Here is a 21,097-nt window from a genome sequence, read left to right as displayed (position 1 = left end):
TCCGCACAGGGCGTTTCACTCAGGATAGTGAAGCTTAATCCATCCATCACGTAACGAATAAAGGCCCTCAGATTTCAAAAACTCCAATGACAGAGCTTGATTGATACCTGGAGTCTTAGCGCTACGCCATGGGCCCTTGCTGGTAATGCCACAGGCAACTGCCGCCTGAACGTGAACACCACGTTTCATGAGATTTCGTACTTTGGTTCGTGGCTTTCGCCATTGACGCCAGTAGGCCATCCGCACTCTGCGACGAATCCAATGATCCAGCTCGACACAATGCTGATAACAGTTAGCGATACCAAAGTAGTTAATCCAACCACGTAAGTATAGGCTCAGTTTGAAGAGCTGATATTTCATCGAAACTCCCCAGTTGCGATTCGTCAAACGCCGAACTTCCTGTTTAAATTTCTTAAGAGAGTTCGGGTGCCATTGAATGCGCCCAGCCTGGAAGGTAAATCCCAGGAACTTGCACTCACTGGTTTTGACGACGTGGCTTTTGGTCGTGTTAACAACCAGTTTCAGGCGGATTTCAAGAAAACGGGTGATACTTTTTAGTACCCGTTCGCCTGCTCTAGGACTGTTAACGAGAATCGTAAAGTCATCCGCATAGCGGGCAAAACGGTGTCCCCGTTTCTCAAGTTCTTTGTCCAGCGGGTCGAGCATGATGTTAGCCAATAAGGGAGATAATGGACCTCCTTGAGGTACACCTTCTCGACTCTCGATGTAGAACTGGTTATCGATAATCCCAGCTCGGAGGTAACGTTTGATCAGTTGTAATAGGCGCTTATCCTTCACCTTTCGGCCAAGAAGCGTCATTAGCAGATCGTGGTTAACTCGGTCAAAGAACTTGGACAGGTCAACATCAACGGTAAAACGGCGTCCCGTTTTGATGATGCGTTGAACCTGCTTTACCGCCTGTTGCCCATTTCGGTTAGGCCGGAATCCAAAGCTATTGCTAGAAAAGCCGGGATCGAAGATAGGCGTAAGCACTTGGGCGATGGCTTGTTGAATCACGCGATCAGTGACCGTGGGAATCCCCAGTTGGCGTTTACCACCATCAGGTTTATCGATTTCCACTCTTCGTACTGGAGCCGGTTTATATCGTCCTGAGTTCAGGTCATTAACCACCGTTTTCCAGTGCCCATCTCTTACCCAAGCAGGGAACTCATCAATGGTCATGCCATCAATGCCAGCGGCTCCCTTGTTGGCTCGAACTTGTTTCCAAGCCCTTTGAAGATTCTCGGCTTGGAAGATTTGTTCGAATAGATTATTGCCAAAGGCTGGCTTCAGATCACTACGCTGAGTCACGTCATCGCCAGTCGGCGTTCGTGTATTCAAGTCTGACAAGGCTCCTCCTTTATTCAACTAAGTGTTCAGGCCTTCACCATGTCCCATCCATTACGATGGGCGTTGGGCTACTATGCCGTCTGCTGACTTCTGATAGATCACCACCATAATTGCTTATCGTAGCGCTCCCTTTGCTAGGCTGGGTTGCTGCTGGTTCGCTCGCATCCAATCGCAGCTATTGATGCGCCAAGAGTTGATCAACCAGGCTCTCACTGGTAATCTCCGCAGCGTAAGCGCAGGACGCTTGTCTATCAGATCTCCCCGGATAAGAGCATTAACTTTCACTACACAACTGCATCATTTACGGTGGCCGTTAGATCACCTGGCTTCGTTGTCTTGTGCCAACTCGCCTTCAGCCTACGCCTCATATGATGTTCTTGTTCATCAGCTCGCAGCTTTGCTAGCGGCTTCCTCCAGACCGCTCCTCACGGATTGGCCCTTGCCATTCGCTAGTAGTTATCGTTAAATCGTTTAGGATTGATTTAACGGTGACCTTCCTACAGAGGACTTTCACCTCATTAGTTAATGCCCATGCCGGGCGTACACAAGTCAATCAACTACGCGCCTTTCAGGCGCCGGACGCAGCAAAGCTGCGCCGGTTATTGAGGCGTTAAAGGTCGTCAAATGTTCACCGCATATTACATGGAGTTTACAAAAGGCCGAAATGGCTCAAAAAGCTTTGTTGGTGGCCAGCCAGAGAAATTGCCATCAGTTTTCCCATGGCCTGAAAATGAAAATAGTGAATGGGGTTTTCTTTTAGAGCTAGAAGTTGATGGTAAGCGAATTGATCTACCTAATGTCTCAGCCATACAACTTTGGGGAACAATAGATGATGGAGATGACCCATCTCCTGTTGCGTTAATAATTAATAAAAGTAGCCCTGAAAGAGTTGGTGATGTTCCAGTTCACCCGTATGCAATTGAACATGATATCAATTTCATAGAAAAACCTGACCCCTCAGAATATCCTGAGGGAGCAACTAAGGTGGAACAAGGGAAACTGTTTAAATCAAAAGTAGGTGGATTGAACCCATGGTCAAAAGAAGGGAGTGGGCAATTACTTTTTCAAATTCACGAAATGCCAGTACTCTTCAATTTTGCAGGTAGGGTCGCATCTGCTTTTTTAGCTCCAAATGGGGAAATCTCGGTAGAATTAAACTAAAACCTTTAACCAGAAGCAGCATAAGCAGCATAAGCAGCATAGGACAGCCACTCACTCCGGCTTCGCCTCCGCAAGTGTCTGCCTATGTGCTTGGCGTTGAGGCTGTAGAAAAACCTCCATTTCCAACCAAATATTGATAAACTGATTCCAACAGACACGGAGTCAGTTTATGCCCAAGTTTATTCCCTACAATTATGATCAAACTTCGATGGTCGTGATTAACTATCAAGATCAGTTACAGCCTAGTACGTTTGAACACACGATCCATTATTTGATTGATAATAAGCTCGACCTCTCAGTGTTCTATCCCAAATTCAAGAACGACGATCAGGGGCGTCCAGCTTATGATCCCGCTATCTTGTTAAAGATCATCCTGTTTGCTTACTCTAAAGGCATCACGTCGAGCCGTGAGATCGAGTGGTGCTGCCAAACCAACATTATTTTCAAAGCGCTATCGTGTGATACCGTGCCGCACTTTACGACCATTGCTAACTTCGTGAGTAGTCGTTCCGAAGAGATCGAAGGCCTCTTCGAACAGATTCTGTTGATCTGTAGTGAGCAAGGTCTGCTGGGCAATGAACTCTTCGCGATTGATGGTTGCAAAATGTCTTCGAATGCGGCGAAAGAGTGGTCGGGTAAATTCAAAGAGCTGGAAGCGAAACGGGCAAAGCTGAAGCAACACTAACAAGACACCCACTCTATAAAAAATCAATAATTCATCATCCATTCGATACTTCGCTCTCAATAACGTGAAAAAGAGTAAGTCAACAGGCCATTACTCGGTTCCTGTTGGAGTCTGATAGACATTTTGTAAGGTTGACGAAAAATCCGTCAGTCCGAGATCGTCATGAATCCTCAGGCGAAAGCCTGATCATCTTGGTAGGTAAGGGGGCGTTAGAAACAGGTTATCAGGCTGACAATAACTCCCTACAACGTTGCAACCCTCTAGGTCGTTGGTAACCCAGTGTCTGATAAGCCTCTTTCACCTTGTCTTCATCACCAACAAAGTGTTGAAAGTGTTTTTCGAAGTCTTGGGTGAGCGCCTTCCATTGGCATGGCGTTAGTGCGAGTCGTTGCAATATCGGTGGCAGATTGTGATCGATAACGCCGCGTTTGTCATCACGAGAGATCTTGCCGGTCCAATCGACCAGCGCCAGGTAATCGGTGAGCTCATAGGGGAGCCCGTCTGGCATATCCTGCCGTGGATTGCCGGCAAACGGTAGCATGTGCCGGGGTTGATGAGGTCGTTCAGTTTGTTGAGCACATTTGATCCGCGCTTTGACGGAGGTGTGATCAGAGGTTTCCGGCGTATCGGCTATGCCCGCACGGATCGGGTTGAGATCCACATAGACCATACAGGCCGCCAGTGCCTTTTCATCGAGTAAGGCTTGGGATTTGAATCGCCCTTCCCAGAAGCGGCCGGTACAGTTATCTTCGTGATTGGCCTTGCGTGCGATGTGCTCATTCAGGTTACGCATGAACCAGCTGATACTGTAGAGCCTCTCCCTCCAGGTTTTCACCACGCAGTCGAGTTGTTGCTGTTCGGCCGCCCCCAGCGGTTGCCCGGCGATAAACCGTTGGGATAGGTGATTGCCTGCATATAGCAGGTGCCAGCGTTCGATCACCTGTTGTTTACTCCAGGACTTGGCTAGTCGCTCATTAACTCGCAGGACGGTATGAGTGTGGTTTGACATCACTGCATAGGCACATAACTCGATGGCAAATGCCTCAACCAGTTTGACCAGCCGGTCTTCAATCCATTGGCGTCGATGTTCATAACTGACGCCGGTGTGATGGTCATCTCCACATAATAAACTACGACGGACACAGCGGGAAACGCAATGATAGTAGGGGGTAGTGTCGAGGGCAATCAGCGTTTTTCGGGCTTTGGGCATGAGACAACTCCTTGTATGACTGTTTACATTCCTTGTAAATAGGGCTGGTTAAATATCCAGTATTAAGCGAGTACTGTCAACTGTTAATATGGGTGTCTCATTTAATCTCTTAAGCAGATCTCCCCAGATAAGAACATGAACTTTCCCTACGCAACTGCATCATTTACGGTGGCCGTTAGATCACATGGCTTCGTCGTCTTGTGCCAACTCGCCTTCAGCCTACGCCTCATATGATGTTCTTGTTCATCAGCTCGCAGTTTTGCTAGCGGCTTCCTCCAGACCCGACCTCGCGGTTAAGCCCTTGCCATTCGCTAGTAGTTAGCATCTAATAACGATATTAATCGCTATGGATGGTGACCTTCCTACAGAGGACTTTCACCTCATTAGTTCATGCCCATGCTGGGCGTACACAAGTGGCTGCTGTCGGACAAATTTTCCGCTGTGCTCCAAATTTGCCGCAGAGCGCGGCGTTATGAGTAGTGAGTAAGTAATGGAAAGCAACTTAGTCGGTATGATTTTCATTACCTTTGGGTTAATTTTAGCTTGGGAGTTTATGATTAAAAAACTTCTTCACAGACTAAAGCATAACCATAAAAGTGTATTTATAAGTTTAGGAGGGGATGATCTCCTTATTAATAAGTCATCGAAAAACGGCTGGCTTTTATTGAAATGGCTATTCTCACTTAAGTGGAGAAATCTGAATGATCTTTTCTTAAGTGTATACTGTCCTTTCTTAATGTTTTTTGTTGTTGTGTTAACCATTATGATGATTTTGTTTCCCGTATCGGTTCAATTTTATGTGGAGTAACATGAATCATAACCAATACATCAAAGATCGCCCCTGCGCGGCTGAACCTCCAATCGCTACGCGATTTCCGGCCCTTTATGTTGGCGTTAGGTGAAATAAGTATGCGGAAAAATTTCCAACAAGTAGTGTGTTTTGCTCTGTTCTTTTGCATGTCTGGTTGCAACAACATGAGTGAGAGCGTTTCACCTGATGGGCAAGTTATCGCACAACTTAAATTAGCTGGTTCAAATCTATCTAAAGAGCATCCAATCGAGTTTTTCATTTATGCACCTACCAAAGAGTCAGCAAACGAAATCGCTGGCACAATAGCAGCACAAGGTTTTAAGGGTAGCGTAGAAAAAGCTGCTAGCAAAAACTCCTGGCTTGTCTATTCGGTTAAAAATATAGTGCCAACAGAGGATAGAATGAGAAAAATTAGGGCATCTTTAAATGCTGTTGCGTCTTCTGTCGGTGGTGAATATGACGGCTGGGGTACTCCGATTGTTAAATAAACTAAATCACCTAACCAGGCCAATCAGCATCAGCCCTGCGGGCTTGGACAGCTTTTCCGCGGCTGCGCCGCTCCAAATCTGCCGCTGTTGGCAACGTTATGTGAAAAAGGGGGGGGTATGAGAAAAATAATTTTATTTGTTTTAATGTATTTACCTATTGTGGTTTATTCCACTGAGGTCGTGTTTGAGGGGATTCCATTAAAGAAAATTGAAACTAATGAAAACTCTTCGAATACAAGTCTTTTAACGAAATCGCAATCATCAGAATATAGAGTAACCATTATAAAAGAGGGTGAAAATTATTACTGGGCATCTAGAGGGAATGTACAGCTTGTACCCATACAGTCAGGTTTTTATATTACATTTCTAGCGGTAACTGGTGCAGGCTATGTTCGCACTTTAACTCCTGAAGCTAGAAATCTTTTTAAACAAATGCCAAAAGAAGAACAAGAAAAACAATTTTTGTATTTTGAGCATCTTGTTAATCAGATGGGGTCTATAACCTACTATGGTAGATAGTAATCACATAATCGGGGGTATCTAGCCCCCAGTCCCCACAACACCCTGCATGCGGGTCCGCACAGGGCGTTTCACTCAGGATAGTGAAGCTTAATCCAACCATCACGTAACGAGTAAAGCCCCTGAGATTTCAGGTAGTCCAAAGACAAAGCTTGATTGATCCCTGGGGTTTTCGCACTACGCCATGGCCCTTCTCCTCGGGGAGCCTACTTTTGGTGCTGGTAATGCCACACGCGACTGCGGCCTGGACATGAACACCTAGCCTCATCAGACTTCGTACCTTAGACACAGCATAGGACAGCCACTCACTCCGGCTTCGCCTCCGCGAGTGTCTGCCCATGTATTTGGCGTTATATTTTATATTGATGCGCGGTGCGCATCATGCTACTCTTTATTTCATGATCAAATCTTTTAAACATAAAGGCCTTAGAAAGTATTTCGAAACAGGAAGTACAGCAGGCATTCAAAATAGCCATGCGAGAAAGCTAAAGATGCAATTGGTGGCTATCGATACTGCTCAGGTCATCGAAGATATTGATTTGCCCGGTTATCAATTACATTCGCTCAAAGGGGAGCGTGAGGGTATTTGGTCTATTTCCGTTAACGGTAATTGGCGGGTCACTTTCGAGTTTAAAGATGGCAATGCATATATATTGAACTACGAGGACTATCACTAATGAGCATGTACAATCCTCCTCACCCTGGCGAGTTTATCAAAGCAACTTATCTAGATCCTTTCGGCTATAGTTGTCGCTTTCTAGCTAAACAACTCGATGTAGCCTCCTCTACGCTTAACCGCATCTTAAAAGGGCAAAGTGGCATAACTCCTGAAATGGCATTACGGCTTTCAAAGTCAATTGGTCGTACACCAGAAAGCTGGCTTGCTATGCAAGACAACTACGATCTTTGGCAGGCTAAGCAAAATATCAACTTGGGTAATGTGCACGCAGTTTCTTTTGAAGTCGACACTAACAAGACACTCACTCTATAAAAAATCAATAATTCATCATCCATTCGATATTTCGCTCTCAATAACGTGAAAAAGAGTAAGTCAACAGGCCATTACTCGGTTCCTATTGGAGTCTGATAGACATTTTGTAAGGTTGACGAAAAATCCGTAAGTCCGAGATCGTCATGAATCCTCAGGCGAAAGCCTGATCAGAGGTTTCCGGCGTATCGGCTATGCCAACTGTTGTTATGGATGTCTCGTTAAATCTTCTTTAATCTCCTCGTTTAATCTCCACCAATCCGCAAGTGCTAGGCGTTAACTGTAAAAAGCACCTCTTCGTAAGCATTGACTGTGTAAGTACATCATAACTACAATGTAAGGCCATGGATCATTTAAACTTCGAATGGGATGCAAATAAAAATGCATCAAATATCAAGAAGCACGGCGTCTCATTTGATGAGGCTAAAACTGTGTTTACTGATGAGTACGCGCGGCTAATTAATGATCCTGACCACTCTGAAGATGAAGACAGGTTCATTCTTCTTGGGGCAAGCATTGACTCTAAATTATTGGTTGTTTGTCACTGTGTCAGAGAGGGTGAAAGCATACGAATAATTTCTGCGCGTAAAGCTGACAAACAAGAACACAAAGTATATGAGGGTTACCGTCATGCGCGATCATTATGATTTTTCTAATTCTGTAAAAAACCCTTATGCCAAAAAACTCAAGAAGCAAGTCACAATTCGTCTTGACGAAGATACCATTGAGTATTTTAAAGGGCTCGCAGATGATAAGGGTATTCCATATCAAAGCTTAATCAACTTGTATTTAAGAGACTGCGCTCAGTCACATCGTGATCTGAAAATGCAGTGGCAATAATCAGTTAATCAGGCCACCTTGCATCGCCCCAGCAAAAAGACGCTGGGGCTGGATCTCACTTCGTTAGGCCGAAAATAGCAGCGTTAAGGCTGTAGAAAAACTAAATTGAATTTTGTTCAAGTGATATTGAACATAAACTAAAAATGGCACCGCTACGTGAAAAGCAGATCGGTTTTACCTCTACTTTTCATTTTGAATTAACGTACGCGCGTATCATTGAAAACCGGTTAGTTTTTATGAGTTCATTTGTACTGTTATTATTCGGAAAGTCTGGAGCCGGGAAGTCTTTTGCAGGAGATATACTCGCAGAGCTATTGGGCTGGCATGTATACCACGCCGATGCAGATATAACCGATGAAATGAGAGCCGCATTAAGCGAACATAGACCATTCACAAATGAAATGAGAGACCATTACTTTCAAATAATGGTGGATAAGGTGCTGGATCTGAAGCGGAATCATCAATGTATCGTCGTCACGCAAGCGGTTTATAAAAAACAGCATAGAGATTACCTTTTGTCGAATATCCCGGATTTGGAATTAGTGTGTGTTCAATCTACGGAAGGCCTTATCTCAGAAAGGTTGTCAAAACGAGAAGGGGGAATTAGTTCCGCGAGTGCGAGAGCGCTGAGTAATGACTTCGAGGCACCTGAAGAAGGGGCCAAAGTTATAAAAAATAATGGTTCGAAGTTTGATTTAATTAGGCAGTTCATAAACATAGCACAGAAAATGCCTAACACATTCAGCCAACAGGACATCGCAAAATTGCGCCTCTGCCTAAGAGGTTGAGACTACATCGCGGCTTATGGCTACGTTATTAAATACGTTATTAAAATCGATGCACTGAACAATTAGGGCAAAAACGATAATGATGAGAAAACCGAACCAGGTTAACTAGCACCCTTGTGGCGAGCCGTTGTCGCTAAGCTCCCGTTTGAATTAACTCAATACTATAGCCATCTGGGTCCTCGATAAATGCAATGAGTTCTTTATCATCAAAATTCATTGGCCCAGGCTCTCTCGTGATTTTGACCTTTGAGTCTCTGAGTCGCCGACAGAAATCAGTGATATCGCCGACTCCGAAAGCCAAGTGCCCGAATGCGTTACCCTTTTCATATTTTTTCTCTTCCCAGTTGTTTGTCATATTATTTCCATTAAGTAACAGCCCTCTAGTGGCTGAGCGCTAAAGGGCTGAGGATGGTTAATTAGCTTGCTAGCTGTATTGATTCGCCAAGCTGCTCATTTTTATAGGCTTTACCTGCAATCCCCCAGAGTCCGTCAACAGCGTATACGGCACTCACCCAGATTGACTCCTTTGGTAGCTTTCCGTCGGTATAGGTCAGCACGATATCAGTAACGTCTTTCACGAATTTATCTTTCTGAGCCTGTGTGCCAAATGTAAAAGATGGAACTTTAAGTTCAACAATGGCTAATGTTGAGACTTGCAAGCCTGCAAACGTTAACCCCTTATCGATGAAGACAACTTCTCCGATAACATTCGGAAGCATGAATCGGTTGTCGCTGATTTGGTGGTTATCCAAAAATGCTTGGCCAACCTCTTGGTGCATTTTCTTGGCAGCCTCATGTGAAACGAGCCCTTCGGTCATGGTGATTTGAATAGGCATGTTACTTTCCTCAAATGGTAGTAGTGAATTAATAGATAGTGATCACTATATTTAGTATAGATAGAGATCGATATTTATTTCAAGTAAAATATAATGATCGTTATCTATTTTTTGTGAGGTAAGCAGATGAGAGCGTCACGCGAGCATATGGAAAAAGTACGCAGCCATATATTGGAGTCGTCCGAGCAGGGGTTTCGCGAGGAAGGGTATAGCGGCTTGGGAATCAATGGTCTGGCAAAACGTGCAGGGATGACCTCAGGGGCTTTCTACGGACATTTTCCCTCAAAGCGCCAAGCATTTAAGGAAGTTATTGAAAGTGGAATGAAAGACTATATCGACTCAATTCAGCAATTTGAGGAAAAATACCAAGAGCAATGGCCGCTGCACTTCCTCGATTTCTACCTCAGCAGCGAACATGTGGATGACCTTGCCCATAGCTGTGTCGTTCCTGCGCTTTCAGCGGATGTCATGCGCTCTGACGAGGAAATAAAAGCAACCTACTCAACCTTACTTGAGAAAGTCGTAAACCAACTCAGTAACGGAGCAGGCGAGCATGGCAAAACAGGGGCGTTGGCCCTGGTATCGCTGTTAGCTGGCAGCGTAATGATTGCGCGCTGTGCTTCAACACCAAAACAATCTAAAGAGATACTGGATGCGGCTCGGTTGTTGGCGAACACTATCGTTTCAGACTGACGTTGAGCATAAAAATTTGACGGTGGACGAGCCTGACCGGCTCGTCCCCTTCCCCGTGCGCCCTATTTAGTCACATCCGCTAAGAACCCGGAAAACAACGCCCAGGATTGCTTATCAGCATCCTCCCGATAACGTTCTGAGCCAAATACGGTAAAGGCATGTGGTGCTCCGCCATAGGTCACCATGCTGTTAGCGACATTATCGGCTTCAAGTCGTTTGGCTAAGTCGGCAAAATCATCCATGGTTATCGCCGTATCTGCCGAGCCATGCATGATCAGAACTTTGCCTTTGGTTTTGCTGTAATCCTGCCCCTCTGGCGTCGCTAACCCACCATGAAATGTTGCAAAGCCTTTTAGGTTTGCCCCCGAACGGGCCATTTCAAGCACGGCTGCACCGCCAAAGCAGTAACCCATTGCAACTGCGTTTTTATCATTCCCACCCTGCGCTTTTGCGGTTGCCAGCGCAGCGTTCATCAATGCGCGCATTTTCTCACGGTTTTTATACAGCGCTCCAGTGTGCTGCTTCTTATCGACCACCTCTGTAGGTCTAACCCCTTTACCAAATAAGTCAGCAGCAAAGACAGCAAACCCCATGCTCACCAGCATTTCGGCTCGTTTTACTTCATAATCTGTTAGCCCGTCCCAGTCATGAAGCAGCAGCACCAAGGGTGCCTCCATGCCGGGTGATGTGTAATAGCCCTGATACGACTCACCGTTAACAGTGTAATCAACATACTTTCCGGCGGAATAAGAAAGTGACGTTATGCAGCACATGAACACAAAAAGAAGTAGTTTCATTGTTTGGCCCCTATTCGATTGCAATAAATCTAAACACCCAAGTAACAACAATACTAGTTTATAGCGCTGAATTTGCCTTCTCTGCCTAATAGCAGGTGAGCACACCGACAAACGAACTAAACAGAAAACGGCAGGCGTCTCGATACCGCTTCTGATATTCGTGGAAAGTAATAATAAAAGCCTCGCCCCAATCGTGTTTTGGCATCAATAATCACAGGCGGTCTCTCTTCAACCGCTCTCACGATCCACTCTGCGGCTTCTTCAGGTGACATGCCCGGCAGCTTTTTGAATGTCTCTGTGGCATTGCTCATGGGGGTGTGAACCAGCGGGAAGTGCACTTGAGTAATCGAAATACCCTTATCTTTCAGCTCCACACGCATGCATTCTGCAATTGAGTCCAGTGCAGCTTTACTGGCATTATAGGGGCCAAAACCCGCAACTGGCAGCATGGTTCCCCAGGTAGACGAATTGATAATATGCCCTTCTCCAGCGTCTATCATTGCAGGTAACAGCTTCCGGGTAAGTCGCATGGGTGAGTAGTAGTTGAGTTGCATACAGCGTTCAAAGTCGTGATACCGCTCCAATGAGTCCACTAAAGGACGGCGAATGGAACGCCCGGCATTATTAACCAACACATCAACCTTTGAGTGTTCGTGAAGTATTTTTTCACCAAGCTGGTCAACGGCTTCAAGATCAGACAAGTCGGCTGAATAGGCCTGCGCTTGCCCCCCTGCATGCTTAATAATATCAACTACGTCATTCAGCGCATCTTGTCGCCTCGCAACCAGTAACACCTTTGCCCCGGCTTTAGCTAATTGAATAGCTGCGGCGCGGCCAATGCCACTCGATGCGCCAGTAATTACCACTGTTTTGCCTTTGGTTCGATTGTTATTTTTCATCGTGATCCCACTGAATCAAATTCAAGCCATTACATTCAATTTTAGACTGCTTTATTGCTTTCATTATGGGGAAAATAAATCTATTTAAATTGACCACCGGGCCTACCCAATCTGATAAAATTGCCACGTTTAAGTCACCATTTACTACTTGATAGGCAATTCACACCATGCAATTTATTATTGGACAACGCTGGGTCAGCCATACCGAATCAAAATTAGGCTTGGGCATCATTTCCGAGGTTAATGGCCGACGTATTACAGTTAGTTTTCCTGCTGTGGGCGAAGAGCGCACTTACGCCGCAGACAATGCCCCCTTAAGCCGTCTGATCTACAAAGAAGGGGAAGAGATCACCACATTGGATGATTTAAAATATCACGTTACAGCAACAGAAGAAGTGGATGGTATTTATATCTACAACTGTGTAGATAGTGAAGGCAACAAGCAGATTGTCGAAGAGCTTGATTTAAGTTGCTTTATCCAGCTGACCGCGCCACAACACCGGTTATTTAGCGGGCACTTTGACAAAAACAAAGCATTTACCCTCAGAATTGAAACCCTGAATCATATTCACCGGCTACAGCAGTCATCCGTAAAAGGGCTGTTAGGCGCCCGAACCAACCACCTGCCCCACCAGGTTTATATTGCCAATGAAGTAGCCCAACGGTTCGCGCCTCGCGTTCTGCTAGCTGATGAAGTCGGTCTGGGTAAAACTATTGAAGCCGGTATGATATTGCACTATCAACTGCATACAGGCCGAGCGAAAAGAGCACTGATCGTGGTACCAGACAGCCTTATCCACCAATGGCTGGTCGAGATGCTACGTCGGTTCAACCTGGCATTCTCAATATTTGATCAGAGCCGTTATGAAGCACTGACTACGTCAAACAGTGAAGACGAAAGCGAGTTTGAAGCAAGTGCCGAGTCAAACCAGAACCCGTTTGAGACCGAGCAGCTAGTACTTTGCAGCCTGGACTTTCTTACAGAAAACCAGGCTGCCATGGCTCACGCTGTCGAAGCATCATGGGACTTACTGGTTGTTGACGAAGCGCACCACCTGCACTGGAGTGAAACCGATGCCAGCATTGAATACCAGTGTGTAGAACAACTGGCAGCCAATAGCGCGGGCCTGTTACTACTAACAGCAACACCTGAACAAGTAGGTATTGAAAGCCACTTCGCCCGCCTGCGTTTGCTAGACCCGTCACGCTTCTATGATTTGGAAAGCTTCAAGCAGGAAGAGGCCGGTTATCAGCCACTGAACCAACTGGTACAGCAGTTAGTCGGCCTGCAGGAGAGCGGTGAAGCCATTAGCCCGGAGCTGCTTAAGCAATTGAGTGAGTTCACAGATATCTCTGACGAGAGTGATATTGAAGGCATCATTTCACGATTGCTAGACCAGCACGGCACCGGACGTGTGCTATTTCGTAATACCCGTGCCGCGATCAAAGGTTTTCCAAAACGCCAGTTAAACAGCTACCCACTGCCAGTACCCGATCTCTACCTGGGTCAAACAACAGGCATTACCGGCCTCTACCCAGAGGTGGTCGTCGAAGAGAACGACTGGATTAAGGACGACCCTCGTGTTGCATGGCTGGAAGCCAAGCTTAAACAACTCAAATCTGAAAAAGTACTGGTGATCTGCGCCAATGCCAGCACCGCCGTTGCTTTGGAGCAATATCTGCAACTACGCGCAGGTATTCGCAGTGCAGCGTTTTACGAAGGTTTATCGATTATCGAACGTGACCGGGCATCGGCCTACTTTGCCGAGACCGAAAGCGGTGCACAAACATTAATTTGTTCAGAAATCGGCAGCGAAGGGCGTAACTTCCAGTTTGCGCATCACCTTGTATTATTTGACCTGCCGTTAAACCCTGATCTGTTGGAACAACGGATTGGCCGCCTGGATCGTATTGGGCAAACTGAAACCATTCAAATTCATGTTCCCTATTTGGAAGGATCCTCTCAAGAGAACCTGTTCCGCTGGTATCACGAAGGCATTAATCTGTTTGAGCAGAGCTGCTCGGTGGGTTACTCGATTTATGAGAAGTTCGAACTTGAGCTTTTGGAGCAGCTACAGGAAACCGATGGCGCAATTGATTCACTGATCCAGGCAACCGCCAGCCACACGGAGAAAATGCGCCAACTGCTTCATGAAGGACGAGACCAGCTGCTGGAGCTGAACTCATGCAAGCTTCCAGAAGCAGAAGCCATCATCTCGACCATTGAAGAAGAGGAAGATAGCCCGCTGCTTGAAGAGTTCATGATGCGGCTGTTTAACCAGTTTGGCGTTGATCAGGAACACCATTCAGACCATGCCCATGTAATCCGCCCGTCAGACCACATGTTTACCAGCCACTTTCCGGGCCTCAAAGACGATGGAAATACCATCACATTCTCCAGAGAGAAGGCCCTCTCCCGAGAAGATATGGAGTTTCTCAGCTGGGAGCACCCCATGGTGGTTGAAACCATGGAAATGGTGCAAACCGCTGAGCTGGGTAACGCCACCGTTTCCACCATCTCGGTAAAAGGGCTACAGCCAGGCACCTTACTGCTGGAAACCTATTACACCGTCAACTGTATCGCCCCGAAACAACTGCAGGTTGAGCGTTTTTTACCGATCACCCCCATACGAGTCATGTCCGATGTCAATGGCCGTGACCTGGCAGAGGTTCTGCCGCACGAACGTCTCAACGGAATGTGCGAGAAAGTAAAACGAAATACCGCTCAGGCGATTGTTAAACAGGTGCGTGGCGACATTGAGAAAATGCTCACCCATGCTGAAAAAATCGCTGAGCAGGCATTACCTGATATCCTGAGTGCTGCTAGCCAACGAATGATGACCAGCTTAAAAGTTGAAGTTGATCGTTTAGAAGCGCTAAAAGCGATTAACCCAACGATTAGGGACGAAGAGATTGACTTCTTTAAGCAGCAAATGGGAGCATCGGCGGAAGCCATTAATCGCAGTACTGTGCAGTTACAGGCCATCAGGGTTGTAGTGACTAACTAACCCTGACCCGCGGTGAGTTGAAAATTGGGGGGACTGCCCCCATTCTTTATACGAACGCTATATCAATGCCAAAGTAACGAAAAAAATACAGACCCGAATGGCACATACTTAAGCTTGTCATCCTCGCGAATGCGGGGATCCATAGGGTTGTAGACTCCGAAATGGATTCCCGCCTGCGCGGGAATGACAGTACTGAGTCATTATGTCTTAAGTAGGTGCCAACAATACAGACCTTTATTCGACCCAACAAGAGAAACACGCCATTATGAGCAATGACCAGCTGCCAGAGATTAAACTGGATACCGACAACCTGTACCGCGAAGAGATGTTCACCGACCATAAAGTCGGAACACTAAGAAGAATGACGCCTGTCACTACAGAAGGTGAGCCAGATAGCAGCCGCGAAGTCCTGTATGTTGGCCAGGCTCAGATGATGACCCCTGCGGGAGCACTGCCACTTAATTTTGAAATTGAAGCCACATCGTTGACTGATGCACTGGATAAGTTTGGCACCGAAGCTCAGGCCTGTCTGGAGCGAACACTGGAAGAGCTGCGTGAAATGCAGCGTCAGCAGGCATCGTCCATTGTTGTTCCCGGCCAAGGTGGCGGAGTGGGCGGTGGCATGGGTAGCGGCGGCATCCAAATCCCCTAATTGCCTTTGATCTATCCCGATAAGTGTCTTATCCTTAATACGACATAGCCGTGTTAAACCCGCATCGTTCGCGGGTTTTTCTTTGGGAGAATAAGAAGGTGAAAGATTGAATGTTCGAGCGCGACGATTTGCGATAGCAATGCTCATCTATGTGCTGGGGGTGATCGGTATTGCCACAGCCAGCTATTGGCTTGAACGACAACGCTATATGGAAGAGATTGATGCTCGCCTGCTCGCAGCGGCCAGTAATATTCCCTCAATACTCCCGGCTGACTTCCATGATATTGCCCGCACCCCAGACGCCATATCTAAAGAACAAGACCAGTACAACCTGGAGTTGATGTCTCGCCATACCCGCAGTGGAAACCTCACGTACCTCTATAGTTATGTGATGTACGATGGGATGATCCACTTTACTTCCTGCAACTACACGCAGGAAGATATAGAGAAAGATCAGGTGGTCACCTACTGGACATCTTACCCTGAAGGCTCTCAGGAGTACTTCGACGCGATGACCGCAACAGAACCCGTCTACGTCACAGCGGGTGACCGCTGGGGACTGTTTCGAACAATATTGATTCCGCTGAAGTCGCCCGGTGGGCAGCCCTATGTTGCCGCCGCCGATATGGACATCACCGTTATCCAGCAATCACTAATGCGTAAAGTGATCTCTATTGTCGGAATCTGCCTGCTACTTTTTCTGTTAGCGATTCCTCTTTTATATGCCTATCGTCAGACATACTCTGAGATGAATCGCAAACTGGTTGGATTAAACCGCCAGCTTCAAGACGATATTGATCAGGCCATGAAACTGGAAGCCGAATTAAAAGAAGCGACCCAAAAGGCCAATACCGCGAACAAAATTAAAGACCAGTTTCTAGCTAACATGAGCCATGAACTTAGAACCCCAATTAATGGGGTACTAGGCATGAACCAGCTGTTGCTGGATACTCACCTGACTCCCGAACAACGGGAATACACTAAACTAGGAAGCAAAAGTGCTAAGGTTCTGCTGGACACCATCAACCAGATACTTGACCTGGCAGCCATTGAAGACGGAGGGCTGGTGACCAAACCAGAACCTGTCGACTCGGTGAAATTTTTCAATGATATTGTTGAGATGTTCTCTTCTCAGATTGCCGAGAAAAGGCTCGACCTGACCCTTAAACTGGAAGCAGAAATACCTGCCGAAATTAGCATTGACCCCGTCAGGTTGCGGCAAGTGCTGACCAACCTGATAGCCAATGCCATCAAATTCACTCACAAAGGTGGGGTTCAAGTATTCCTGCGCTGGCAAGATGGTATGTTGTCAGGCACAGTTATCGATAGCGGCATTGGCATCCCCGACGAGGCTCAAAGCCGAGTCTTTGAAAGCTTCCAGCAGGTCGATAACTCGTCGACCCGCAGTTATGGTGGAACTGGCTTGGGCCTGCCAATCTCGCAACAGATCTGTCGAGCAATGGGTGGGGAGCTGCAACTGAAGCATTCGGACAGCAGCGGCTCGACGTTTGTGTTTCGTGTTTCTGCACCAGCGTGCTCCAGCAAAGATATTGAACTGGCGACATTCCCAATCGAATCAAAAATTGTGGTGTATACAGAGTCATTCACGCTCTCGGCATGGTTAGTGAGTGAGCTTAAACCCCGCGCCCAGGAATGTATGCACGTAACAACACTCAATGAAGCACTATTGGCGGCAAAAAGTGCCAGTTTAATGCTGGTTGATGCCTCGGTAAATATTGGCGAGCTTGCCGAAATAAGCACCGTGATAGACAACAACACCCAACAACTGGTTTGGCTGGCATGGGCCGGTCAGCAACTATCTGAAGAGTTAAAGAGCAATATCAGAGTACTGCAAAAACCGCTCACCCGAACCAGATTGAACGGTTTGTATGCATCCACCCAACCGACAATACCTGCACCACCTGTGTCGTTTGAAGGGCAAATATTGATCGTTGACGATAACGCTGCCAATCTAAAGGCAATGGGAGATCAATTAAAAAGCACAGGACTTGATATCTACATGGTGCAAAACGGTGCTGATGCAATCATTGCCTGCCAGCACCACTCGTTTGATTTGATACTCATGGATCTTCAAATGCCTATCATGGATGGGCTTGAAGCGACGCGCAAAATTCAGCAAACACTCAAAGAGCAGATGCCTCCGATCATCGCCGTGTCTGCCCATGTGCAGAAAGAAGACATGGCGAATGCAAAAGCAGCAGGCATGGACGGATATTTATGCAAACCTGTGACGAAAGAAGCCTTGCTAGACAAAATAGCCGAGTATCTGAATAAACGCCTCTAGAGTAGCCTGGGCACCAACAGCCGAACCTTACACGGGCGGCTAACCCCCGCACAGCTGGCAGATCCTGATAACAACCACGCAACCCATTAAATGTCATTATGCCCGACCTGAATATTCAATTTGAAACCAGCCTGTTGGATATACCGTCTGACGAGTGGAATAGACTCAACAGCGCTGACAACCCGTTCTTGAAATATGAGTTTCTTGCGGCACTTGAAACATCTAAGAGCGTCGCCCCCAAGACGGGTTGGCAACCAAACCACCTTGCGATTCGAGACAACGATAAGCTTATCGCGGCTATCCCCTCTTACATCAAACAGCACTCCTATGGCGAATATGTGTTTGACTGGTCATGGGCCGATGCCTATAACCAATACGGGCTCCATTACTACCCAAAACTACTCTCGGCAATTCCGTTTACGCCGTCAGTCGGCCCGCGTCTATTGGCCAATAATCTGGACTTGGATAACGGCCTTTCTCGTCGAATATTCGAGGCCGTTAAAAACCATGCAAGCAAAATGGGTTTATCATCCTGGCATCTGCTATTCCCTGACCACGCCAGTTTAGAGGCGTTAAGTCACCCTGAGTTGATGTTAAGAAAAGGTTGTCAGTTTCAGTGGTGTAACCGTTATGGAGAGACGCAGTCAGCAAAAACTGGCGCACTGATGTACGACTCATTTGAGCAGTTCCTTGACCAAATGACCTCCCGAAAGAGAAAAAACATTCGAAAAGAGAGGCAACAGGTCAAAGATCAGGGTATTCGCTTTATCCAGTTCGAGGGCCATGAAATTACCCCGCAGGCACTTGAAAAGTTCTATCTGTTTTACCATGCAACATACCTGAAACGTGGGCAGCAAGGGTATCTTAACCAGGCGTTTTTTCAACAGATCACCCGCTCGATGCCCGATAATTTGCTTTTAGTCATGGCCGAAAAAGCGGGGGAATACGTTGCAGCTGCGCTTTTCTTAAAAGACGATCAAACACTCTACGGGCGCTATTGGGGCTGTATGGAGGAATATAAGCAACTGCATTTTGAAACCTGCTACTACCAAGGCATTGACTACTGCATCAAACATAAGCTCGAACGCTTTGATGCTGGCGCTCAGGGAGAGCACAAAATTCAACGAGGCTTTAAGCCGGTTCCAACCTATTCATTGCATTGGATAGGCCACAGTGGCTTTCGGGCAGCAATTCAGGATTTTATCAAACGGGAAGCGGTGCAGGTTGACCACTATATGGACGATGCATTCCGCTACCTGCCGTTTAAGCGTGGCTCTTAAAATAACCGTTCTTAAAAGAGCCGTTCATAATTAAGCCGCTCGATTGATAGCCACCTGCTAAACTTCTTCTATGCGAAGTCTTTCTGTCACTCTATGTTCTCTACTCGTGGTGGCGTTAGTCAGCAGAGTAGCTAGTACCCACGCAAAAGACTCAGAAATCCATTGGTCTGCCGCCTGGGACAACGACGCCATCGCAAATGACGATGGCGGATACACCCATGGTTTTTTCTTAAACTGGGGTTATTTACTTGATAGCGATAACTCATGGGAGACCACAGTACTCAACGCGCTTCCTTTACCAGAGTTTTCTCAATACCAGAACGCTATTAGCTATCAGTTAGCCCAGACCATCTACACCCCCAGTAACATCGACACCTCAGACCTTATTCTTGACGACCGCCCATACGCCGGACTCCTTTTTGGAGCCGTTAATTTATACCGGTTTGACGCTAAGAAATCCTCTCGTTATGAGTTGCTATTAGGCATTGCAGGCCCAGGGTCGGGTGCAGAATATGTTCAGCGGTACATCCACGATATCATTGGCACAGTTGACCCCAGTGGCTGGCATCACCAGATCGGTAATGAAGTGGTGATTAGAGCGGGCTACGAACAGCTGTGGCGGCTGTATCAATATTCTTTCACTAATGGCATTGAGTACGACCTGCTTTCTGCCGCGGATATCAGGGCGGGCAACCTAAGCAGTGACATCGGCGGGGGCATGACAATACGCGTGGGAGAGGGGCTCAGTAACAGCTTTCCGATGACCTGGTTAACGTCGGGCCGAACCCTGCCGGCTCTGGCGGGCAGCCACCCTGGTGAATGGAGCCTGTTTGGCACACTGTACGCAAATTATGTATTTAACGACATTACAATTGAAGGCAATACATTTAAAGACAGCCATGGCGTTCATCTTGTTAATCAGCAGTGGCTCTATCTCGTAGGCGGCAGTTACCAGTTTTCAAACTGGTCATTTTCAGGTTCCATTCAGGAATCCAGCCATACATTTGTAGAGTCTGATGAGAGCACGATGTTCTCAACCTTTACCATTTCGCTAACCTGGTAGCCACTTAGGTATCTTACCTTTGCCCCAGACCTTCGACTCCTTATCATCGCCCCTTCCTGCCGACTCCCTCCATTTACATCTATCCGCGCATTGCGGGAAAACCCAACCCTGGCACTGAAGAGATACCTGAGTATAATGCTCAAGTATAGTCAAATCTCAAGGATTCGCTCGTTATGCCATTCAAACACATGTCGGTTGCGACACTTCAATCACTGCTCAATGAAAAACCGGTTACGCTAATCGATATTCGCGACCCGGCTTCGTTTGCAGCCGGTCACATAGAAGGAGCACAGCATATTGGTAACCATAATCTGGAACAGTTCCTTGCCGAGGCAGACCGCAGTCTGCCTTTAGTGGTCTGCTGTTATCACGGAAACTCCAGCCAGGGGGCTGCAGACTACTTTAATCAGCAAGGTTTTGAAGAGAGCTACAGTTTAGACGGCGGTTTCACCGCATGGCCCGCCAGCTAGTCACACCCGCTGACGGCCGGCAACGCTCAGTTACCATGAAAAAAGCCAACCCCAAATTTATTTTACGCAATTACCTGGCACAAAATGCCATTTGCGCCGCTGAACAGGGCGACTTTTCAGAGTTCAATACCCTCGCCATGCTGCTGGCAGCCCCATTTGACGAGCACCCAGACCACCAGCAATATGCAGAAGAACCTCCCGAGCGGGGCCAAAAACTGGAAATTAGTTGCTCTTCATAAAGCTTCTCTGGTTAA

At 46.9% G+C, this 21,097-nt stretch carries 22 protein-coding genes and 2 pseudogenes; 17 read left to right on the top strand and 7 right to left on the bottom strand.

Going from position 1 to position 21,097, the window contains the following annotated elements:
* Positions 1 to 15: 15 nt before the first annotated feature.
* Positions 16 to 1,350, bottom strand: a complete 1,335-nt coding sequence (gene ltrA, locus MY523_RS19180; RefSeq protein ID WP_250655634.1) for a group II intron reverse transcriptase/maturase — start codon at positions 1,348 to 1,350, stop codon at positions 16 to 18.
* Positions 1,351 to 1,974: 624 nt separating this feature from the next.
* Between ltrA and MY523_RS19175 the strand changes: the two genes are divergently transcribed.
* Positions 1,975 to 2,511 carry a hypothetical protein gene (locus tag MY523_RS19175; RefSeq protein ID WP_250656287.1) on the top strand — a complete coding sequence of 179 codons (537 nt, stop codon included), beginning with the start codon at positions 1,975 to 1,977 and terminating at the stop codon, positions 2,509 to 2,511.
* A 169-nt stretch (positions 2,512 to 2,680) separates the two neighbouring features.
* Positions 2,681 to 3,190, top strand: a pseudogene (locus tag MY523_RS19170) (transposase); the annotation flags it as partial.
* A 229-nt stretch (positions 3,191 to 3,419) separates the two neighbouring features.
* Here the strand turns inward: MY523_RS19170 and MY523_RS19165 are convergent.
* The gene (locus tag MY523_RS19165) at positions 3,420 to 4,406 is read right to left on the bottom strand and encodes a transposase (RefSeq protein WP_250656285.1); all 987 of its coding nucleotides are present in this window, start codon (positions 4,404 to 4,406) and stop codon (positions 3,420 to 3,422) included.
* A gap of 975 nt (positions 4,407 to 5,381) precedes the next feature.
* Between MY523_RS19165 and MY523_RS19160 the strand changes: the two genes are divergently transcribed.
* Both MY523_RS19160 and MY523_RS19155 read left to right on the top strand, forming a co-directional pair.
* A complete protein-coding gene (locus tag MY523_RS19160; RefSeq protein ID WP_250656284.1) occupies positions 5,382 to 5,705 on the top strand; it encodes a ribonuclease E inhibitor RraB in 324 nt (107 codons plus the stop codon).
* A gap of 117 nt (positions 5,706 to 5,822) precedes the next feature.
* Positions 5,823 to 6,224 carry a hypothetical protein gene (locus MY523_RS19155; RefSeq protein ID WP_250656283.1) on the top strand — a complete coding sequence of 134 codons (402 nt, stop codon included), beginning with the start codon at positions 5,823 to 5,825 and terminating at the stop codon, positions 6,222 to 6,224.
* A 71-nt stretch (positions 6,225 to 6,295) separates the two neighbouring features.
* On the opposite strand, the pseudogene MY523_RS19150 reads toward MY523_RS19155, so the two are convergent.
* Positions 6,296 to 6,510, bottom strand: a pseudogene (locus MY523_RS19150) (group II intron reverse transcriptase/maturase); the annotation flags it as partial.
* A 112-nt stretch (positions 6,511 to 6,622) separates the two neighbouring features.
* On the opposite strand from MY523_RS19150, the gene MY523_RS19145 reads away from it, so the two are divergent.
* The 5 genes from MY523_RS19145 (at position 6,623) to MY523_RS19125 (ending at position 8,840) form a co-directional block, all read left to right on the top strand.
* Positions 6,623 to 6,901 carry a type II toxin-antitoxin system RelE/ParE family toxin gene (locus MY523_RS19145; protein ID WP_250656282.1) on the top strand — a complete coding sequence of 93 codons (279 nt, stop codon included), beginning with the start codon at positions 6,623 to 6,625 and terminating at the stop codon, positions 6,899 to 6,901.
* Entirely contained in the window at positions 6,901 to 7,215 is a 315-nt protein-coding gene (locus tag MY523_RS19140; RefSeq protein ID WP_250656281.1) for a HigA family addiction module antitoxin, read from the top strand. The genes MY523_RS19145 and MY523_RS19140 overlap by 1 nt, the downstream gene beginning before the upstream one ends.
* Before the next feature lie 341 nt (positions 7,216 to 7,556).
* Positions 7,557 to 7,859, top strand: a complete 303-nt coding sequence (locus MY523_RS19135; RefSeq protein ID WP_250656280.1) for a BrnT family toxin — start codon at positions 7,557 to 7,559, stop codon at positions 7,857 to 7,859.
* Positions 7,843 to 8,052 carry a BrnA antitoxin family protein gene (locus MY523_RS19130; protein WP_250656279.1) on the top strand — a complete coding sequence of 70 codons (210 nt, stop codon included), beginning with the start codon at positions 7,843 to 7,845 and terminating at the stop codon, positions 8,050 to 8,052. The genes MY523_RS19135 and MY523_RS19130 overlap by 17 nt, the downstream gene beginning before the upstream one ends.
* Before the next feature lie 236 nt (positions 8,053 to 8,288).
* The gene (locus tag MY523_RS19125) at positions 8,289 to 8,840 is read left to right on the top strand and encodes a shikimate kinase (RefSeq protein WP_250656278.1); all 552 of its coding nucleotides are present in this window, start codon (positions 8,289 to 8,291) and stop codon (positions 8,838 to 8,840) included.
* Positions 8,841 to 8,973: 133 nt separating this feature from the next.
* Here the strand turns inward: MY523_RS19125 and MY523_RS19120 are convergent, their stop codons facing one another.
* Together MY523_RS19120 and MY523_RS19115 are read right to left on the bottom strand one after the other, a co-directional pair.
* Positions 8,974 to 9,195: a VOC family protein gene (locus MY523_RS19120; protein WP_250656277.1), complete on the bottom strand. Its 222-nt coding sequence runs from the start codon at positions 9,193 to 9,195 to the stop codon at positions 8,974 to 8,976.
* A gap of 61 nt (positions 9,196 to 9,256) precedes the next feature.
* A complete protein-coding gene (locus MY523_RS19115; protein WP_250656276.1) occupies positions 9,257 to 9,676 on the bottom strand; it encodes a tautomerase family protein in 420 nt (139 codons plus the stop codon).
* 126 nt (positions 9,677 to 9,802) lie between these two features.
* Between MY523_RS19115 and MY523_RS19110 the strand changes: the two genes are divergently transcribed.
* Positions 9,803 to 10,369 (top strand): TetR/AcrR family transcriptional regulator, encoded by a 567-nt coding sequence (locus MY523_RS19110; RefSeq protein ID WP_250656275.1) that lies wholly within the window; start codon positions 9,803 to 9,805, stop codon positions 10,367 to 10,369.
* Positions 10,370 to 10,431: 62 nt separating this feature from the next.
* On the opposite strand, the gene MY523_RS19105 is transcribed toward MY523_RS19110, so the two are convergent.
* Positions 10,432 to 11,166 (bottom strand): dienelactone hydrolase family protein, encoded by a 735-nt coding sequence (locus tag MY523_RS19105; protein ID WP_250656274.1) that lies wholly within the window; start codon positions 11,164 to 11,166, stop codon positions 10,432 to 10,434.
* 116 nt (positions 11,167 to 11,282) lie between these two features.
* Positions 11,283 to 12,065, bottom strand: coding sequence for an SDR family NAD(P)-dependent oxidoreductase (locus MY523_RS19100; protein WP_250656273.1), 783 nt, complete (start codon positions 12,063 to 12,065; stop codon positions 11,283 to 11,285).
* 167 nt (positions 12,066 to 12,232) lie between these two features.
* On the opposite strand from MY523_RS19100, the gene rapA reads away from it, so the two are divergent.
* The 7 genes from rapA (at position 12,233) to MY523_RS19065 (ending at position 21,082) form a co-directional block, all read left to right on the top strand.
* Positions 12,233 to 15,073, top strand: coding sequence for an RNA polymerase-associated protein RapA (gene rapA, locus MY523_RS19095; protein WP_250656272.1), 2,841 nt, complete (start codon positions 12,233 to 12,235; stop codon positions 15,071 to 15,073).
* A 265-nt stretch (positions 15,074 to 15,338) separates the two neighbouring features.
* Positions 15,339 to 15,725, top strand: coding sequence for a hypothetical protein (locus tag MY523_RS19090; protein ID WP_250656271.1), 387 nt, complete (start codon positions 15,339 to 15,341; stop codon positions 15,723 to 15,725).
* Positions 15,726 to 15,831: 106 nt separating this feature from the next.
* Entirely contained in the window at positions 15,832 to 18,030 is a 2,199-nt protein-coding gene (locus tag MY523_RS19085) for an ATP-binding protein (RefSeq protein ID WP_250656270.1), read from the top strand.
* Positions 18,031 to 18,128: 98 nt separating this feature from the next.
* Entirely contained in the window at positions 18,129 to 19,310 is a 1,182-nt protein-coding gene (locus MY523_RS19080) for a GNAT family N-acetyltransferase (RefSeq protein WP_250656269.1), read from the top strand.
* 70 nt (positions 19,311 to 19,380) lie between these two features.
* Positions 19,381 to 20,373: a lipid A deacylase LpxR family protein gene (locus MY523_RS19075; RefSeq protein WP_250656268.1), complete on the top strand. Its 993-nt coding sequence runs from the start codon at positions 19,381 to 19,383 to the stop codon at positions 20,371 to 20,373.
* A 173-nt stretch (positions 20,374 to 20,546) separates the two neighbouring features.
* Positions 20,547 to 20,843, top strand: coding sequence for a thiosulfate sulfurtransferase GlpE (glpE, locus tag MY523_RS19070; protein WP_250656267.1), 297 nt, complete (start codon positions 20,547 to 20,549; stop codon positions 20,841 to 20,843).
* Complete coding sequence (locus tag MY523_RS19065) at positions 20,828 to 21,082, top strand: hypothetical protein (protein WP_250656266.1); 255 nt, start codon at positions 20,828 to 20,830, stop codon at positions 21,080 to 21,082. The genes glpE and MY523_RS19065 overlap by 16 nt, the downstream gene beginning before the upstream one ends.
* Positions 21,083 to 21,097 lie beyond the last annotated feature (15 nt).

This window comes from Alkalimarinus coralli, from assembly GCF_023650515.1.
Lineage (GTDB): Bacteria > Pseudomonadota > Gammaproteobacteria > Pseudomonadales > Oleiphilaceae > Alkalimarinus > Alkalimarinus coralli.
This window is presented reverse-complemented; position numbering and strand designations above follow the sequence as displayed.

Excerpts from the sequence above, each read along its gene's own strand:
- MY523_RS19090 (WP_250656271.1), top strand. The coding sequence starts at position 15,339 with ATGAGCAATGACCAGCTGCCAGAGATTAAACTGGATACCGACAACCTG.
- MY523_RS19165 (WP_250656285.1), bottom strand. The coding sequence starts at position 4,406 with ATGCCCAAAGCCCGAAAAACGCTGATTGCCCTCGACACTACCCCCTAC.
- MY523_RS19175 (WP_250656287.1), top strand. The coding sequence starts at position 1,975 with ATGTTCACCGCATATTACATGGAGTTTACAAAAGGCCGAAATGGCTCA.
- rapA (WP_250656272.1), top strand. The coding sequence starts at position 12,233 with ATGCAATTTATTATTGGACAACGCTGGGTCAGCCATACCGAATCAAAA.
- MY523_RS19120 (WP_250656277.1), bottom strand. The coding sequence starts at position 9,195 with ATGACAAACAACTGGGAAGAGAAAAAATATGAAAAGGGTAACGCATTC.
- MY523_RS19135 (WP_250656280.1), top strand. The coding sequence starts at position 7,557 with ATGGATCATTTAAACTTCGAATGGGATGCAAATAAAAATGCATCAAAT.
- MY523_RS19160 (WP_250656284.1), top strand. The coding sequence starts at position 5,382 with ATGAGTGAGAGCGTTTCACCTGATGGGCAAGTTATCGCACAACTTAAA.
- MY523_RS19130 (WP_250656279.1), top strand. The coding sequence starts at position 7,843 with ATGCGCGATCATTATGATTTTTCTAATTCTGTAAAAAACCCTTATGCC.
- MY523_RS19075 (WP_250656268.1), top strand. The coding sequence starts at position 19,381 with ATGCGAAGTCTTTCTGTCACTCTATGTTCTCTACTCGTGGTGGCGTTA.
- MY523_RS19110 (WP_250656275.1), top strand. The coding sequence starts at position 9,803 with ATGAGAGCGTCACGCGAGCATATGGAAAAAGTACGCAGCCATATATTG.
- MY523_RS19140 (WP_250656281.1), top strand. The coding sequence starts at position 6,901 with ATGAGCATGTACAATCCTCCTCACCCTGGCGAGTTTATCAAAGCAACT.
- MY523_RS19105 (WP_250656274.1), bottom strand. The coding sequence starts at position 11,166 with ATGAAACTACTTCTTTTTGTGTTCATGTGCTGCATAACGTCACTTTCT.
- MY523_RS19155 (WP_250656283.1), top strand. The coding sequence starts at position 5,823 with ATGAGAAAAATAATTTTATTTGTTTTAATGTATTTACCTATTGTGGTT.
- MY523_RS19100 (WP_250656273.1), bottom strand. The coding sequence starts at position 12,065 with ATGAAAAATAACAATCGAACCAAAGGCAAAACAGTGGTAATTACTGGC.
- MY523_RS19080 (WP_250656269.1), top strand. The coding sequence starts at position 18,129 with ATGCCCGACCTGAATATTCAATTTGAAACCAGCCTGTTGGATATACCG.
- MY523_RS19065 (WP_250656266.1), top strand. The coding sequence starts at position 20,828 with ATGGCCCGCCAGCTAGTCACACCCGCTGACGGCCGGCAACGCTCAGTT.
- glpE (WP_250656267.1), top strand. The coding sequence starts at position 20,547 with ATGCCATTCAAACACATGTCGGTTGCGACACTTCAATCACTGCTCAAT.
- MY523_RS19145 (WP_250656282.1), top strand. The coding sequence starts at position 6,623 with ATGATCAAATCTTTTAAACATAAAGGCCTTAGAAAGTATTTCGAAACA.
- MY523_RS19125 (WP_250656278.1), top strand. The coding sequence starts at position 8,289 with ATGAGTTCATTTGTACTGTTATTATTCGGAAAGTCTGGAGCCGGGAAG.
- MY523_RS19115 (WP_250656276.1), bottom strand. The coding sequence starts at position 9,676 with ATGCCTATTCAAATCACCATGACCGAAGGGCTCGTTTCACATGAGGCT.